General features: G+C 34.9%; 15 protein-coding genes. 2 read left to right on the top strand and 13 right to left on the bottom strand.

Going from position 1 to position 15,483, the window contains the following annotated elements; genetic code table 11:
• The first annotated feature begins 187 nt into the window (after nucleotides 1–187).
• Nucleotides 188–805, top strand: a complete 618-nt coding sequence (locus IAG46_RS11215) for a TetR/AcrR family transcriptional regulator (protein WP_190810444.1) — start codon at nucleotides 188–190, stop codon at nucleotides 803–805.
• Here the strand turns inward: IAG46_RS11215 and IAG46_RS11210 are convergent.
• From IAG46_RS11210 to IAG46_RS11200, 3 genes are read right to left on the bottom strand one after another with little or no spacing between them, the layout of a single operon-like run.
• On the bottom strand, nucleotides 802–1,851 hold the full coding sequence (locus IAG46_RS11210; protein WP_368668179.1) for a glycosyltransferase family 9 protein: 1,050 nt from the start codon (nucleotides 1,849–1,851) through the stop codon (nucleotides 802–804). The two genes, IAG46_RS11215 and IAG46_RS11210, sit on opposite strands and share 4 nt — an antisense overlap.
• Nucleotides 1,835–2,440 carry a DUF4254 domain-containing protein gene (locus tag IAG46_RS11205; protein ID WP_190810443.1) on the bottom strand — a complete coding sequence of 202 codons (606 nt, stop codon included), beginning with the start codon at nucleotides 2,438–2,440 and terminating at the stop codon, nucleotides 1,835–1,837. Before IAG46_RS11205 ends, IAG46_RS11210 begins: the two co-directional genes overlap by 17 nt.
• A gap of 37 nt (nucleotides 2,441–2,477) precedes the next feature.
• Complete coding sequence (locus IAG46_RS11200; RefSeq protein WP_190810442.1) at nucleotides 2,478–3,410, bottom strand: EpsG family protein; 933 nt, start codon at nucleotides 3,408–3,410, stop codon at nucleotides 2,478–2,480.
• Nucleotides 3,411–3,449: 39 nt separating this feature from the next.
• Between IAG46_RS11200 and IAG46_RS11195 the strand changes: the two genes are divergently transcribed.
• A complete protein-coding gene (locus tag IAG46_RS11195; RefSeq protein ID WP_190810441.1) occupies nucleotides 3,450–3,671 on the top strand; it encodes a uracil phosphoribosyltransferase in 222 nt (73 codons plus the stop codon).
• Here the strand turns inward: IAG46_RS11195 and purD are convergent.
• The 10 genes from purD to IAG46_RS11145 all read right to left on the bottom strand — a co-directional run bounded on the left by purD (nucleotide 3,666) and on the right by IAG46_RS11145 (nucleotide 15,445).
• Nucleotides 3,666–4,937, bottom strand: coding sequence for a phosphoribosylamine--glycine ligase (purD, locus tag IAG46_RS11190; protein ID WP_190810440.1), 1,272 nt, complete (start codon nucleotides 4,935–4,937; stop codon nucleotides 3,666–3,668). The two genes, IAG46_RS11195 and purD, sit on opposite strands and share 6 nt — an antisense overlap.
• Before the next feature lie 58 nt (nucleotides 4,938–4,995).
• Nucleotides 4,996–5,982, bottom strand: coding sequence for a UDP-glucuronic acid decarboxylase family protein (locus tag IAG46_RS11185; protein WP_190810439.1), 987 nt, complete (start codon nucleotides 5,980–5,982; stop codon nucleotides 4,996–4,998).
• Between the two features lie 2 nt (nucleotides 5,983–5,984).
• Nucleotides 5,985–7,355: a sugar transferase gene (locus IAG46_RS11180; protein WP_190810438.1), complete on the bottom strand. Its 1,371-nt coding sequence runs from the start codon at nucleotides 7,353–7,355 to the stop codon at nucleotides 5,985–5,987.
• Between the two features lie 21 nt (nucleotides 7,356–7,376).
• The gene (locus tag IAG46_RS11175) at nucleotides 7,377–8,123 is read right to left on the bottom strand and encodes a glycosyltransferase family 2 protein (protein WP_190810437.1); all 747 of its coding nucleotides are present in this window, start codon (nucleotides 8,121–8,123) and stop codon (nucleotides 7,377–7,379) included.
• Entirely contained in the window at nucleotides 8,120–8,773 is a 654-nt protein-coding gene (locus tag IAG46_RS17845; RefSeq protein ID WP_223826698.1) for an O-antigen ligase family protein, read from the bottom strand. Before IAG46_RS17845 ends, IAG46_RS11175 begins: the two co-directional genes overlap by 4 nt.
• A gap of 608 nt (nucleotides 8,774–9,381) precedes the next feature.
• Nucleotides 9,382–10,257: a glycosyltransferase gene (locus tag IAG46_RS11165; protein ID WP_223826656.1), complete on the bottom strand. Its 876-nt coding sequence runs from the start codon at nucleotides 10,255–10,257 to the stop codon at nucleotides 9,382–9,384.
• Nucleotides 10,258–10,529: 272 nt separating this feature from the next.
• Nucleotides 10,530–11,744, bottom strand: coding sequence for an O-antigen ligase (locus IAG46_RS11160; RefSeq protein WP_190810434.1), 1,215 nt, complete (start codon nucleotides 11,742–11,744; stop codon nucleotides 10,530–10,532).
• Between the two features lie 27 nt (nucleotides 11,745–11,771).
• Nucleotides 11,772–12,758 carry a D-glucuronyl C5-epimerase family protein gene (locus IAG46_RS11155; protein WP_190810433.1) on the bottom strand — a complete coding sequence of 329 codons (987 nt, stop codon included), beginning with the start codon at nucleotides 12,756–12,758 and terminating at the stop codon, nucleotides 11,772–11,774.
• A 43-nt stretch (nucleotides 12,759–12,801) separates the two neighbouring features.
• Nucleotides 12,802–13,941, bottom strand: a complete 1,140-nt coding sequence (locus tag IAG46_RS11150) for a glycosyltransferase (RefSeq protein WP_190810432.1) — start codon at nucleotides 13,939–13,941, stop codon at nucleotides 12,802–12,804.
• Complete coding sequence (locus IAG46_RS11145) at nucleotides 13,925–15,445, bottom strand: oligosaccharide flippase family protein (protein ID WP_190810431.1); 1,521 nt, start codon at nucleotides 15,443–15,445, stop codon at nucleotides 13,925–13,927. Before IAG46_RS11145 ends, IAG46_RS11150 begins: the two co-directional genes overlap by 17 nt.
• Between the last annotated feature and the right edge of the window lie 38 nt (nucleotides 15,446–15,483).

The following is a 15,483-nucleotide window of genomic DNA, read 5'->3' as shown; positions in this document are numbered from 1 at the left end:
AACTATTAATGTTACACTTAAACCGACCAGCTGGTCGGTTAGTTTTTTTTGGAATCCATTGTTTAGGTTCATTTTTTACATTTCACCGATTTTTCTTACAAATACACCCTTGATTCTTGAGGTTGGGTCCAATCTGTAGAAACTTTGTAACAGACTTAACGGTCTAATTAACCCAAAACCCAATCTTATGGAACGAAACCTAAAAAGACGTGAAACCATGCACCGATTGCATGCTGTGGGCCTTGAAGTTTTTCACACTAAGGGCTACTACAACACTAGTTTGGATGATATTCTAACAGAGTTGTCACTTTCTAAAGGTGCTTTTTACTATCATTTTAAATCCAAGGAGGATTATTTTATCAGCATAGTGCAAAATCTGATTGTGCAAAAGGTATATGCCCTATTGGTAGAACCCTTAAATGAACAGGAAAATCCTTTACATGCTATTTTGGACAGTTTGGAGAAAGCTTTGGAACCTGGAAAAAGCAATGAAATGGCCTATGGCTTTATGCTAAATGACTTTATTACAGAATTCAATAAGCGTAATGCCGAAATCAGCTCTTATTTAAAGGATATACTTAAAGTATGGGAAGTAAACTTGGTTTCCGTATTGAAAAATGGAAAAACTGATGGTCATATCGCCCGTCATATAGACTGCGAAGGGGTTGCAACCTACATTATTGCCTCTTATTTGGGCATGCGCTCCTTATTATCTGAAACCAATGGCAGACAGTTGAAGTATCAATATCTGCAACAGCTAAAACATTATTTCAATTCTATTTCAGAAAGACAAACAGTAGCCTAACCATCCAATAAGGTGGTAATTTTATCCACCACCTGTTGAGGTGTTATGGTTTCCATTACGGTTTCGTACCCTTTTGGCAATTTATTGCCATATACCGAGGTCGGAATCAAAGGAAAACTATCCCGATCAGCCAACAGCGCATTTTCCATGCGCTGCCCAAAAGGATAAAACCCTGCAAAGGGATGGGTAACCCCCCAAAGTGTGACCACCGGAATTCCATAATTGGCTGCCAAGTGCGCATTGCCACTATCCATGGACAACATCACATCCAGATTTGAAATTAAGACCAATTCTTCTTTCAAATTCAACTTCCCGGCCATATTCAAAATATGTTCTCCGACCTCTGCAATTACCTCCAACTGCTGAATCTCATGGGCTCCGCCACCAAAGAGCAGTATTTTATACTCATCGGTATCATATAGTTCTCGAATGACATCTTTCATGAGATTCAGTGGGTACATTTTGCCCTCGTGGGCCGCAAAAGGCGCAATTCCCACCCATTTCTTTGTGTCTTGCTGTACCAACTCCAATATCTTATCCGATAGTTGCGCGCGTTCCAAAAGCTTTGCTTTTTCCAAATCAACAGGAAAACCCAAGGCTGTGAATACATCTGCATAGCGTTGATGGGTACTTTTAAGCTGTTTGAATACTTTGTTCTTGGCTCTGGTAAGTGCTTTTTTTTCAGTCCTTCCTTTATCCAACTGTGCAAAAGGAGTTTTGCCAAGTCTAAAGTATTTTTGCAGAATTCTGCTACGCAACACATTGTGCAGATCGGCAACAACATCAATTTGAAGTTTTCTTAGCTCTTGATAAAGCCTCCATAATCCAATAAGTCCTTTATGGCGCTTTTTTACATCAGCTTCGAAGACTGAAACATTTTCTATTCCAGAAAAAATAGGTAGAAAAGGCTTTTTGGTAAGGATGGTAACTTTAACCTGCGAATGTTGGTCAATCAATGCCCTCAAAACAGGAACGGTCATGGCCACATCACCCATGGCAGATAGGCGAATGACCAAAATATGGGTTTGTTTACCCTTTTTGTCCACGGAGCACCGGATTTAGCTCGTCGTCATTGTACATTTTCATCTGCTTGTAGACTTTCATATACTTTTTGCCTGCTTCAATATCTTCAAGCAGTTGGTCAATAGCGGAAGAAAGGTCCTTTTTTTGATCTAAAAGCACCGATAACTTTTTGCTGCACTTTTCAATATGATCAGCGGATGCATCGGTTCGATCCACCTCTTCTTGCATATGATAGATTTTTAACGCTAAAATGGACAGTCGGTCAATGGCCCAGGCCGGACTTTCGGTATTGATCGTAGCATCAGCTTTTACCTCAACATTTTTATGTTTATCAAGAAAATAACCGTCTATATATTCTACTAAATCAGTTCTGTCTTGGTTGCTGGCATCAATTTTACGTTTTAATTCCAACGCATCAACCGGATTAATTTCAGGGTCTCGGATGATATCTTCATAATGCCATTGCACCGTATCAATCCAATTTTTTCTGTATAGCAAATGCTCTACTTTGTCCTTTGGATAAGGGTTTGTAAATTCCTGGTAAACATCATCTTTAATATGATAGGTGTTTATACTCTCTTGAAAGATCTTAAAGGCAAAAGAACTGAACATGTGCATAAATTTGAGGCAAAGATATTGCTTTCTCCTTTTACAGCTTAAGGTCCAAAATAAAAAGTAAGAATGAAACCAGCACACAAATGCCGACAACCAGTTCTCTAAGTTTTGTTCTTTTGATGTTTTCTAAATAATTCGTCAAAAACACAGCGACAGGAAAGAAAGTAATCAAAACCGGGGATGTCTCATCAAACTTAAAAAAGCTCATTATGCTTCCCAAAACGAATACCAAAAACACCATCCGTAACAAAATCAATTTTCCGCCACCCTTTTTCCGTACTTTCAAAAAAACTAACAACATCAGCACCAACATTATAGAGGTATAGACAAGACGCTTTATGACTCCAGGATGTCTGAAAAAATCATTGTATAAAAAATCTATTTTGAACTGATAATGTTCTACAAAAAAACCGAGTGAGTCATTAAATTTTAATAGAGTGAACGATAAAATCAAAACTGTTATGATCGCTGCAAAAGGTACCATCCAATTTTTGACCGGTTTTCTATCATAAACATTGATTGCCACAAACACAAGTATCAAAAAAATCAGTGCCCAATCGTAAAAAAAACCGGCTACACATATTAAAAAGGAGGCGTCAAAAATTTTATGTTTTACATTTCGGACCGATTTAATTGCCAATAATCTCCAGATGGCCAGTAATAAAAAGAAGTTGGCGAAAATTGCATTTCTGTAGCCAAGAGTTTCCGAAAAAGCGACCAAAAGCAATGTAAAAAACAAAATTGCGAATGAACTGAGATCTGTAACCTTCTCAACCTTAACCATTCTGCTAATGATATACATGGAAAACAGGAGGATGCCAATTACCAAGACTTCTCCCGGAAGGGTATCTAAGCTAAGTCCTTGTCCGCCGCCGAAAAAAAGGTAAACAGCATAAAAAAGAAAGAGAAAAACGGATAAAACAATATAATTTATCGGTTTTGTTTTTCCGAAAAAGCTTGAAATCATGTTGGGTTTTACTACTTTTGCAAGGTAAATATAGCTAAGATGAGCAAGTTTTTTTATGGCATTGAAGACTTATTTGTAAATGGTCTTTTTGCTCCTTATGATTTCTTCAGATTTATGCAAAGCTGGTGGGCATCCAACTCAGTAAATTGGATTTTCGCAATCATCGGTTTTGTTGCCTTGATTTATTGGATGAAAGAGCTTAAGATTTTCAATGATAATGGTGAGGAGGATAAGAGCATTACCTCGCATTCTTACCTATAGGTCAAACCCAAGATCTTTTCGGTAGTACATTCCATCAAAATGTAGTTTTTCTATATTTTGATAGGATTTTTGCAATGCCTCCTTGAAATCATTTCCGAAGGAAGTAATGGCAATTACACGTCCGCCATTTGTTACCACATTCCCATCTTTTATTTTTGTCCCAGCATGAAAAACAAAGGAGTCATCAATGGCCTCTATTCCCGAGATTTGCTTTCCTTTCTCGTATGCTTCAGGATAACCTCCTGAAACAGCCATTACGGTTGTAGCTGCTCTCTCATCAATTTCCAAATTGATTTGATCCAATGTCCCTTTTGACATTGCGACCAACACTTCCAATAAATCCGACTTTAATCTGGGAATTACCACTTCGGTTTCTGGATCTCCCATACGAACATTGTACTCGATTACCTTAGGTTCGTCCCCAACTTTGATCAGTCCAATAAAAATGAATCCCACATAGGGCAAATTATCTTTTTTAAGGCCTTCTACGGTCGGTTTTACAATTTGACGCTCAATTTTTCGCATAAGGATCTCATCAGCAAAAGGAACCGGGGAGATGGCTCCCATTCCACCTGTATTGAGTCCAGTGTCTCCTTCTCCTATACGTTTGTAGTCCTTTGCAGTTGGTAAAATTTTATAGTTGGAACCATCAGTAAGTACAAAACAGCTTAATTCAATGCCATCTAAAAACTCTTCAATGACCACTGTGGCACTCGCTTCCCCAAATTTTGAATCAATCAACATGGCCTTCAGTTCTGATTTGGCCTCCTCCAAATCCTGAAGGATCAAAACTCCTTTACCTGCTGCAAGCCCGTCAGCTTTAAGCACATAAGGTGGATTCAAGGTTTCTAAAAAATCGTAGCCTTCTTCCAAGTTGTCTGAGGTAAAACTTTGATAGGCGGCGGTTGGAATATCATGGCGCATCATAAATTCTTTGGCAAACTCTTTACTTCCTTCTAGTTCTGCCGCAGCCTTTTGTGGTCCTATTACCGGAATGTTATTAAGCTCAACATCATTTAGAAAAAAATCATGAATCCCTTTCACCAATGGATCTTCCGGTCCTACAACAACCAAGTCAATATTCTCCTTTAAAACTAGAGCTTTAATGCCTTCAAAATCGTTAACGCCAACTTCAACATTGGTTGCAATATTAGCTGTACCGGCATTGCCGGGAGCAGCAAACAATTTTTCTGTTTTAGGGCTTAGTGAAATTTTATGGGCAATCGCATGTTCACGACCTCCAGAACCAAGGATAAGAATGTTCATCAATCAAAATTTTGGCAAAAATAGTTCAATTCAGATATCAGATGCCAGATATCAGCACTTATTTGCCATTTAGGCGTGAGAAATCACGATGCTCTTTTTCATGTAGTTCTTCAGGAGAAAGGGATTTGAAATATTCATATACCTTTTTCAGGCCTTCGGAACGATGCACTTTAGGCTCCCAATCAAGAATTTCTTTGGCTCTCGAAATATCTGGCTGACGTTGTAGTGGATCATCTACCGGTAACGGTTTAAAGATAATTTTTTGGTCTGTTCCGGTAAGTTTAATGATTTCCTCAGCAAATTCCAAAATAGTGGTCTCATCAGGATTTCCAATATTGATGGGCTCTACATAATCGCTCATTAACAAGCGATAAATCCCTTCCACTTGATCATCGATATAGGTGAAGGAACGGGTTTGGGAGCCATCTCCGAACACAGTTAAATCCTCTCCACGAAGTGCTTGACCCATAAATGCAGGTACAACACGCCCATCATTCAACCGCATGCGAGAGCCATAAGTGTTGAAAATCCGAACGATACGCGTATCCAATCCATGATGTCGGTGATAGGCCATGGTAATGGATTCCATAAACCTTTTAGCCTCATCATACACTCCTCGTGGACCAATAGGGCTAACGTTGCCGTAGTACTCTTCATTCTGTGGATGAACCAACGGGTCACCATATACTTCAGAGGTGGATGCAACAAGAATTCGAGCATTCTTTTCCTTTGCCAATCCCAATAAGTTAAGTGTTCCAAGTGAGCCCACTTTTAAGGTTTCAATTGGAATCTTTAGATAGTCAATAGGGCTTGCGGGTGAGGCAAAATGCAGAATATAGTCCAAATCACCCTCTAAATGAACAAAGGTTGATACATCGTGGTGGTGAAATTCAAATCGTTCTAAAGGGAATAGATGATTTATGTTTTTTAGGTCGCCTGTAATAAGGTTGTCCATGGCAATAACATGTTGTCCCTCTGCGATAAATCGATCACAAAGGTGTGAGCCAAGGAAGCCTGCTGCGCCTGTTATTAATGTTTTTTTCAAATTTAAACTCCTCTAGAAAAAAGTACCGTTGTTATTGTTTTAAAGATAATTCTTAAATCCAAGGTAATAGATTTATTCTTTATGTAATATAAATCATATTCAAGCTTTTTTATAGAGTCTTGTAAGTCTTCGCCATACTTATATTTGACTTGAGCCCAACCTGTAATTCCGGGCTTATACAGGTGGCGAATGCTATAAAATGGCATCATTCCGTCTAGTTGTTCAACAAATACCTTGCGTTCAGGTCTAGGTCCTATGAAAGTCATATTTCCTTGGATTACGGATAAAATTTGGGGAAGTTCATCTATCCTAAATGTTCTTAAAACCCTTCCAAAAGGAGTTATTCTAGCATCATCTTTAGAAGCCATTTTAGCTCCAGTTTTTTCAGCATCTATAACCATTGACCTAAATTTATAGATTTTGAATTCCCTTCCATATTGTCCAACTCTAAGCTGGGTGTAAAAAAGAGGTCCTCTATTAAGAAAAATATTGAAAATCCAAACCACTGGGCATACTAGAAAGAAAATAATTCCGATAAAAAAAGATAGTATAAAATTTACCATAAAGCTAAATACAACCTGCAAGTATCTTATTTTCTTATTCTTAAGTTGTAGCAGTTCATAGAAGCTATGATAATGAGATCGAATGGGCATTGCTTCATAAATATTTTCGTAAAATGATGTGTAAGACAGTATTTCTTTCCCTTTTAGAATAGACTCAAGCAATAAATTTTCAAGTTTTTTAGGTACCTGATTATAATCTTTAACATTTAAAATCCACGTGTCGACTTTTTCCACAGCTTCATTGAACGTTTTTTTGTCAATAGATAAGCCGTCCTTGTTCATTGCATATGTAAGTTTAACCTTGTAGAACGTATTTGTGCTTTCTCCATTTATATAATCAATGTTCTCGCGTAAACTTTCTTCTCCGTTTGCATCATATACGTAAAACACTTTTTTGACAGTGGGAATTATTCTAAATACATTTCCAAAAAATAACCTCCAAAGCCAAATCTCAATTGGTGTCAAAATAAGAAATGAAAAAAGAGGTATTCTCCAAAAGCTCACATCATATACAAAGACTGTAAGCACAAAAATCAGAAATACGAAGATTGTAGAAATATATACTGACTGCGACAAAATATAACGTCGTCTAGCTACTTTCTCCAAATTATAAAAATCCAGTATATAGGAAAGCCCAAGATAAATGAGTATGCCAAAGGAGAAAACAAATATTTTTAAGCCAAAAGTTATAAACTCTTTATCTATTGCATGGTTAACAAATAGATTTATTGATGAAACGATAATTAAAAGGTCTCCCATCAATAAAATAGATTTTCGCTCTAATGAGTTTAAAATTGACCGTCTTGCCATCTTATTGAATTTTCATAGTAATTAAAAATAGCTTTTCAATTTTATCACAATGGCAGAAAGCAAGTAAAATAGCGATTTGTACCATGGAAGTCCTTCTATTTCCCGATAAATTTTCCATTCATATTTCAATAAACCCAATTTATTAGCTGATATTGATTTGTTGCCTATTCGATAACTGGCTAGGCATTCATTCAGACCATAACCATTGGATTTTTTGAGCAACTTTAGCCACAGTGCATAATCTTGACGTTTGCGAATAGTGGGCATAAACTCTTTGCCATAAAAACCCACATTGAATATTACTGTAAGACAACCAATCGGGTTTTTGAACAGGGCACTATTATAAGAAACTTTAGGCTTACATTTTATTATTTTGGGTAATTTTTTTCCCTCTTCATTCACCAAATCATAATTAGTAAAAGTAAAATAATAGTCATTTTCTCTCATGAAATCCAATTGTTTTGCTAATTTATCAGGATACCATTGATCATCGCTATCCAGAAAGGCTATAAACCCTCCAGTTGCCTTTTCAATTCCTTTGTTTCTAGCTATACCAGCTCCTGAATTGACATCTAGACTAAGATATTTGATCCTTTTATCTTTGCTGGCAAATTTCATCACAATAAACTTGCTGTTATCACTGGAACAATCATCTACTAATATATGTTCCCATTCTTCATATGTTTGGCAGATTACAGAAACAATACATTGTTCTAAAAACTTTTCTGAATTATAGATTGGCGTTATTATTGAAACTTTATCATTCATGATATGGTTCTCTCAGTTTTATTTGAATAAAAGAATAGAAACGAAAAAAAAACGAAAAAAGTAACACCAAGTTGCAGATTCAAAACATGTTCCACCATCCCAATTAGCAAAAACACAAGTGTAAACATGAAAAAGATATAGTCGTTTTTTGCTTTCTTAAATAGAAGAAACATAAATCCTAACACTGTTAAAAGACCAAAAACACCATTTGCTAAGAATTCTTGGATAAACAAGTTATGCGTGTCCATAGCGAGGTTACTATCAATAGAATATTTGGACAATACGTTCTTAATATTATAATTGCCCACACCAACAAAGAAGTTTTCCTTTATTTCGAAGAAAGAGCTTTTATACAAATGAATCCTGTTTCTAATACTATTTGATAAAGTCCTAAATAAATCGGTTTTAAAAAACAGTGCCAAAACTATTATGCTAAACAAAATGAAGTAGCTCAGTAGTACCAGCGCTCTCCAAAACGGAAAGCGCCTTAAAAGATATGCAATTGTGGTCGCAAGAGTTATAAAAAAAACCAAAATACTAAACTTACTCCCTAAAAAAAATATTAGAAAGAATATTGACAAAACTCCAGCAATTGTTGTTTTTCGATTATAGCCACTTGATGTAAGCAACAAAAGGGCAGTAAATATCATAAATATTCCTAAATATGTATGATGAATAGCCCCTGGTAGATGGTGATAGAGTACATATTTAAGATAATAATCCAACTCAAGAGTATACTGTGAACTATTTTTCAAATAGAAAAAACATACAAATACAAGCGCGAATAGTAAATAAGAAAAGACACCAACAACAAATGCCTTTAATATTTTAGACTTATGCTTCGTAATAATGTCCTTGCCAAAAAAGAAAAAAACTGGTATAAGAAGAAATGATAACCTTACATCGTTCATATATATTGGGTCACTTCTTAGTATGCTTAATATAGGGTCCAGGAGGAAAAGTAAAATAGAAACCAAAATTAAAGGTTGTGACATCAGTGACATGATGCTTTGTTTGCTCCATTTTATTCCAAGGATTAAACCTATAAGAAAAATCGCCAATGCAAAGCTTTTAATTATTAAAGGTAGGGGTAGGGGTAGAGTAAATGGAAATAACAACAAACTGTATTTCTCTAAAGATTTTACCAAAACTTTTTTTGAACTAAACAACTTCAAATCTAAATATTGGAATTAATGATTAACAGCTTTTTCAACAACAAAATAATCTCGATATTATTTAAGCTTTTTTAGAATTTTAATTAGCTGGTTAATAGTACTTTGGAATAAAATTTCTTTAGCTTTGAATATTCGGATTCCCAACTATATTTTTCCGCAGCTTTGGATTTTCCTCTTTTCCCCATTTCCAAACACATCTTTGGACTTGTATAAAGTGTCAAAATAGCATTGCAAACTTCATTTACCGATGAAGGTTCCACGGCAATGCCACAATTACATTCTTCAACTATTTGTCTATACAATGGAAAGTTAGAAACTATTGTCGGAAGCTCAAGAAGCATATATTCAAATAGTTTAGTAGGGTATGATTCAATATAGTTTGGAGAATTTTGAAGAACAGCAAGTCCTGCATTACACTCAGCCATTTTTGACCACCCTTCCTCAGGTTTTAATCTTCCAAAAAAGGTGGCCCACCCCTCCTTAATTGAGTCTTGATAGATTTCTGTAGACGTTATTTCCTCATTATAAGGTCCAATAAAAACAACCTCGATATCATGTCCTTTTTTGACTAGTTCCTGTATAGCTCGTAATATAATTATAGTTCCCCTTTCAATATTTACACCCCCCATATAACCAAGCGTAAATTTATCTCGTTTTTCACCTTTAATCTTGTCTACCATTCGTAACAAAGGAAAATTTAAAATGGTTGTATGGAGACAAGTCTTTGGAAAGTGTCTATGGTATGAATTTTCAGCAAAAATTACAGGGATAAATCCAAATATCAGCTGCTGTGATTTTTTCGCAATTGTGCTTAAGGTTTTTTTTGCTAAAACAGGCATGTAAGTTTTTGTAAGAATTTGAAGAGGGAAATTCTCGTGCATGTCGAAGACAATTCTTTTCCCCAACATTCTGAAAAAAAAGGCCACTAGCATTAACTCTGGGTCATGAAAGTGGTACAAGTGGTACTTTTTTGTTACCAGTTGCTTGAACACTCGATAATTTCCGACAACAAATCTACCTAACCTTCCTTTAGGGAGTTGGCCTAAATCTAATATAGTCAAATTGTTATACCTAACCGATCCTTTCCCATCGGCTATGGCCAAACTAACGTCATAATCATCATCATCAGATAAAGTCAGGCAATATTTATACATAATTCTAACATCGAACCTGTAATGAACGGTACTAATATGTATAATTGATGTGGCCATTTTTAAAGCTATCGATTAATCTAATATTTTGTTGTTTTTACGTTCTTCGGCTTCATAATTTTATCGCTTGCAAAAATCAAAACACCAAATAAAATGAAAAGATTTCTGTCGTAAGCAAAACTTGAAGACTTTAGTGCGTTTAGAAGGGCAAATAATGCAATTAGCCGGATAGTGTTATTTCTCTTCAAGTAAAAAACTGTTAAAAAAATAAAAGCTAGGATTGCGAAACCAAAAAGTCCTAGTTCAAACCACACTTCAAGAAAAACATTGTGAGGGTATGCTTTTCCATCAACCCCGTTGTAAATAATGCCCCAGCTTCCAAGACCATGACCTATAATAAACCCTTTAGGCGATACAATTTTTTGTAAGGCAAATTCATATTGCAATAATCGATCCATTGAAGAATTGTCATCACCGAATTTAATCAATGATATAAATCGTGAAATTCCATAATTTGAATAAGAACTAATTTTGTTCCAAAAAACAATTAAAACAGCCAATATAGGTAAGCCATAAGCAAACAGTTGTCTCAAAAATCGCTTTTTGAATTTAAAATTATGTAGTCTCGCTGCAAGTTGTTTGAAGTTTACAACAATAATACTCAACCCAGCAAACAGCAAAGCTCCCCTGGAGCCCAAGCCAAGCATCAAAAAACAACCAATTGCAATAGTTAAGACATTTTTTTTAGAATATTCATTGGCCAATAAAACTAAAATTCCTAGCAAATAACCTAGGTTAAGATAATCTTGCCGATACTCTAAAAAACTTTGGCGATTGATAAATTGGTTCAAAAAGCCCCCATCGTTATAAAGTAAAAATTTAAACACAATGAACCATAAGCTTATTGGGATTATAATATATATAATTACCTTGAATAACAGCTTTAAATCAATTTTTTTCATAACACAGGGATACAGAAATCCAATAATGGGAATTAGGATAAAAGCAGCTTTTTCCCTACCATAGTTAATTGAAGGAGAGTATATCAAGGATATATAAGATAAGATAACAAAACAAATTATGAGAAAAATGAAGAGTACTTTTACTTTTTCGACGGTAATTCGAATCCCGCTTAAAAGAATAAATACAACATCTGTTATTATTCCAATAAGAATAAGTAGTGTTATGTCAGGTTTTATTTGATAATAGGAAAGAAAAGGTTTTATTGCTCCTGAAATAACCAATAACCAAAGAAGTAAATTTTGAATACGGTGATGTTCAATTGTAAATCTCATATTCCACTGAACTAAGAAGAAACATTTCTATCTTCTATATATTCTTTTATATTTAAGAATGTTGGAAATAAACACTTTAATAAAAAGTGAATATATTCTAAATAGGGTGTTCCTGTATTGTTTTTTAAATTTTTGACTATATCGTTTAAAGACTTCATCCTGGGTCAACAAATACAGAGCTTCAAGTAGCGCAATATGTTGTTCTTGATAATGGATACTGCAAATATTCTTGTAACTCTTTGGTAAGTTATACAATGACCAAAAGCCTAAATCATATTCCTTTAATTTAATTGCTAGAGTTTTCAACGTTCTATTGTAAATATCTCTTTTCTTTTCGATTGCTGGGTCACTAATCCCTGTGAGCTCAACATACTTAAGATAATCATATAGGCCCAATATAGAATAAATCCATCCATTGAGAACGTGTTTCATTAAATTTTGACTTTTTGGATACTCCTCTAAGAAAATATGTTCTCTGTCAACATAAACAAAACCGTTCTTGTTGATGAAATCTACCAAATAAGAATTTGAAACTTTCAAAATTAAATCTGGCAAGTTCTCATTTTTGTAGTTTAGGCTATATCGCGTCAAAAGAGATAAAATTTGACCTTGCCCCATTCCATGTACATAATATTCTTTGGAGGAGTTCTCGTTATATGTTTTCCAATAACTATATGCCAAATTACTTTTAAGAATCGTGCCTGTGGTAATGTTGACTTCAAGAAAATCAACAACAGTCTTTACTTTCTCTTTCTTCCCTTGTTCTATCAATGCAAAGCAGTATTCACACAATCCAGAAACATGAACTCGCTGTGCTAAGGGTGCTTTAAGTTTCTTTGTATACAAGCCCAATGGAATTCCATTTTCAACATCCCATTTACCAGTTTCAATGTTTTTTGAGTATCCGCTAACCCAGTATTTAATTCCGAAATCTTTGCTATTATGAACTTCATAATTAAGTTTTCGATTAAAGTACAATAGTAAATAATGCTTTATTTTGAATAAAAGGTTCATCAAATATTTTCTTTACGGCTTGGAAGCAAAATAAATCCTATTCTTAGAAAGGTAATTTGGTTTTCTCAACCTTATCATTTAGGACTGTTATCGCCTGTCCAATATCCTTAACATTTTGTTGAACAATTGTGCCCTTCTTCAATATCCTTGCCTTGAAAAGGCGATAAAATCTTACATAAAATTGAGATGCAAATGAAAAATAAAAAGATGTTTTATACACTTTAAAAGGAAAATTCTCGAATATCTTTGTTCTTAACTTGAAATGAAAGACATGTATTTTGGCATACATATAAGTGAAATTGAACGTGTCAATTTTGTCTTCAAAACCATTTGCTCTTAACGCTTTAATGGCAGATTCTGCCCAAATGGTTTCTCCGGTCCAATATCGTGGTATTCTTTCTTCCCAATATTCCGCTGTGTTTTTGGGTAAATGCGTAACATCTTCAATTTTTGAAATATGTTTGTGCAATACTCCCTGTCCTGCAATGCTGCTTAATGATCTGCCGCTGACAACCACCGGAAAATCTACATAAGTGTATTCATCCAGGTATATACAGAGAGCGGTCGCATTTGCCATATCTGGACTAGGGCCAGGAAAAAATGAACCTGCTTTTGCATATATTTTGTCAAGCGCCCTTCTCGAAGTAATCCCATGATAAAGACATGGCAAAAAATCAATATTAGTTCCCCCTTTATTTAACAAATACTCTAGCCCTTTTTTTGTGCTGTGTTTTTTTACACTATATCCAAATTCCCTATATTTTAAATTACCAGTGGTCATTTTAGGGTCTAAAATTGAAGTTGGTAATCCCGGCCAAACATAAAATGGTTTGTAGCCCTTAATCGATTCAATTGCTTTTTTTTTCATCCATTTCACAACATCGACGATATAGGGCATAACACCATCATCGTCTCCAATGAAACAAATATATTCACCTTTTGAATTTAAAACTGCCCTATCAGAATTGCCGGTCTGCGACAATGCTTCCTCGCTGTGGTAATATGAGAGTCTTGTCACTTTGTTATGGGACAGAAACTTGAGCATTTTTTTATTATCGTCACTGTTGTCCTGAACTAAAATCTCAATGCTATTTGAATCAATTGTGAGCAAATATTCCAATAATGGAAGAAGGGTATTGTATCTATTCTTTGTCGGGATAATAACACTAAGCAAATAGTTCATTTTTTATAAATTTTATGGTGTTCTTTACTTTTATCCTGAACATTAGCTTAAAGGAAAACAAAAAAATTATCAATGAACTAACTATTACATATAATATCCCAAAGATGGGATTTGAATCTAGTTCTGGCTTAATCAAGTAAAAAAAGAAGTTGCCCACAGAAATAAAGAGTAACGGTTTAACAAAATTCATAAGAATCCAGGTTCTAAGAGAAAAGTCTGTGGCTTTTTTCACGATTAAGACTATTAAAGCCGGTGTAATAATAAGGCTGTTTAACAACCATGATGCCGCTGCTCCCGCGATGCCATAGTATTTTGTTAAAACAATGACCAATGGTATAAATAATACAATTCCACAAGTTCCAGTTTTAATAATCGTTTTAGTATCACCTATTGCTATTGAAAGATTAAAGGGTATAACTTGAAATGATAACAACGTTTGACCAATCAACAATAACGCTGCAGGTAAAGCGGCTAACATTGAGATTTTGGTGTTCTGTGTCCATAGAAGTAGAAATTCGGAAGAATTCAATGCTAATGAGATGCCTGCTGAAGCTGTTAAAAGAAGTGTTAGCACAAACGAATTATTAAACAGTTCATACAACTTTTCGTTTTGGGATTTAGAGTGGTATTTCACAAACCTGGGGAACACAGCTATTGCAATAGGGGTTGAAATAACTATTGGAACCATAGCCAAGGAATACGACACCGTATAAATCGCTAATTCTGAAACGGAAAAAGTACTACTTATGAAAAACTTATCAAATTGATTATTTATGGCAGATATTATTGAAATGATTAACATCCCTGTTGCATATTTCCATACTTTCCTTAGAATCAATAGATCTTTAGATAGCAACCATACCATTGGTTCTTTCTTCTTTAAAATTCCAAAAAGAATTCGTCTTAAAACTATAACATAAACCAAATTACAGGCCGCTTGCCATAAAAAGAAAACTATAAGGGTTTTCCCTATGAACAATACAGCCAAAATTACACCCCCATTTTTCAACACACCCCATAGCACTTGAAGCGTATTCGATGCAACCTGTTTTTCCAGTCCTAACAACCCACCTTGATAAAGGGTGGAAAAAAAATTTAACCCTAAGGCAATGCCCATTATTTGAATGCTTCTTGTTGTGGCTACCAAATCGAGATCTTCAATATTTAACCACTTACCAACTATGAATTCTGCACTAAAAAAGACACATAGAATCAAAGCAGTTATAATCAGGAAATAAAGGAATTCAATAGATCTGAGAATCTTGTACTTGCTTTTTCTGCTTTCATTGGAATCATCCCCTTTTGCCAATTCTCGTCTTAAAGTAGCTGTCAATCCAGCATCAACAAAAATAATAACACCTTGAAGTATGGCATAAAAACTAATTATCCCATACATTTTAACCCCAAGAATTGAAATATAAATTGGAATAAAAATAAAGACAGAGAACATGCTCCATCCCCTGCCCAAAACATTGGCCAATATATTTTTATTTATCTGAGACATATTAAACTTATAGGAGATAGTGCAGTTCCCCTTTGGTG

The organism is Flagellimonas sp. S3867 (assembly GCF_014698935.1).
Classification (GTDB): Bacteria; Bacteroidota; Bacteroidia; order Flavobacteriales; family Flavobacteriaceae; genus Flagellimonas.
The sequence above is the reverse complement of the archived record's forward strand: the minus strand, read 5'-3'. Positions and strand labels throughout refer to the sequence as shown.

Coding starts and splice junctions, on each gene's coding strand:
- IAG46_RS11180 (WP_190810438.1), bottom strand. CDS start 7,355: ATGGCAAGACGGTCAATTTTAAACTCATTAGAGCGAAAATCTATTTTA.
- IAG46_RS11175 (WP_190810437.1), bottom strand. CDS start 8,123: ATGAATGATAAAGTTTCAATAATAACGCCAATCTATAATTCAGAAAAG.
- IAG46_RS11160 (WP_190810434.1), bottom strand. CDS start 11,744: ATGAGATTTACAATTGAACATCACCGTATTCAAAATTTACTTCTTTGG.
- IAG46_RS11205 (WP_190810443.1), bottom strand. CDS start 2,440: ATGTTCAGTTCTTTTGCCTTTAAGATCTTTCAAGAGAGTATAAACACC.
- purD (WP_190810440.1), bottom strand. CDS start 4,937: ATGAACATTCTTATCCTTGGTTCTGGAGGTCGTGAACATGCGATTGCC.
- IAG46_RS11155 (WP_190810433.1), bottom strand. CDS start 12,758: ATGAACCTTTTATTCAAAATAAAGCATTATTTACTATTGTACTTTAAT.
- IAG46_RS11195 (WP_190810441.1), top strand. CDS start 3,450: ATGAGCAAGTTTTTTTATGGCATTGAAGACTTATTTGTAAATGGTCTT.
- IAG46_RS11215 (WP_190810444.1), top strand. CDS start 188: ATGGAACGAAACCTAAAAAGACGTGAAACCATGCACCGATTGCATGCT.
- IAG46_RS11150 (WP_190810432.1), bottom strand. CDS start 13,941: ATGAACTATTTGCTTAGTGTTATTATCCCGACAAAGAATAGATACAAT.
- IAG46_RS17845 (WP_223826698.1), bottom strand. CDS start 8,773: ATGATATTTACTGCCCTTTTGTTGCTTACATCAAGTGGCTATAATCGA.
- IAG46_RS11200 (WP_190810442.1), bottom strand. CDS start 3,410: ATGATTTCAAGCTTTTTCGGAAAAACAAAACCGATAAATTATATTGTT.
- IAG46_RS11145 (WP_190810431.1), bottom strand. CDS start 15,445: ATGTCTCAGATAAATAAAAATATATTGGCCAATGTTTTGGGCAGGGGA.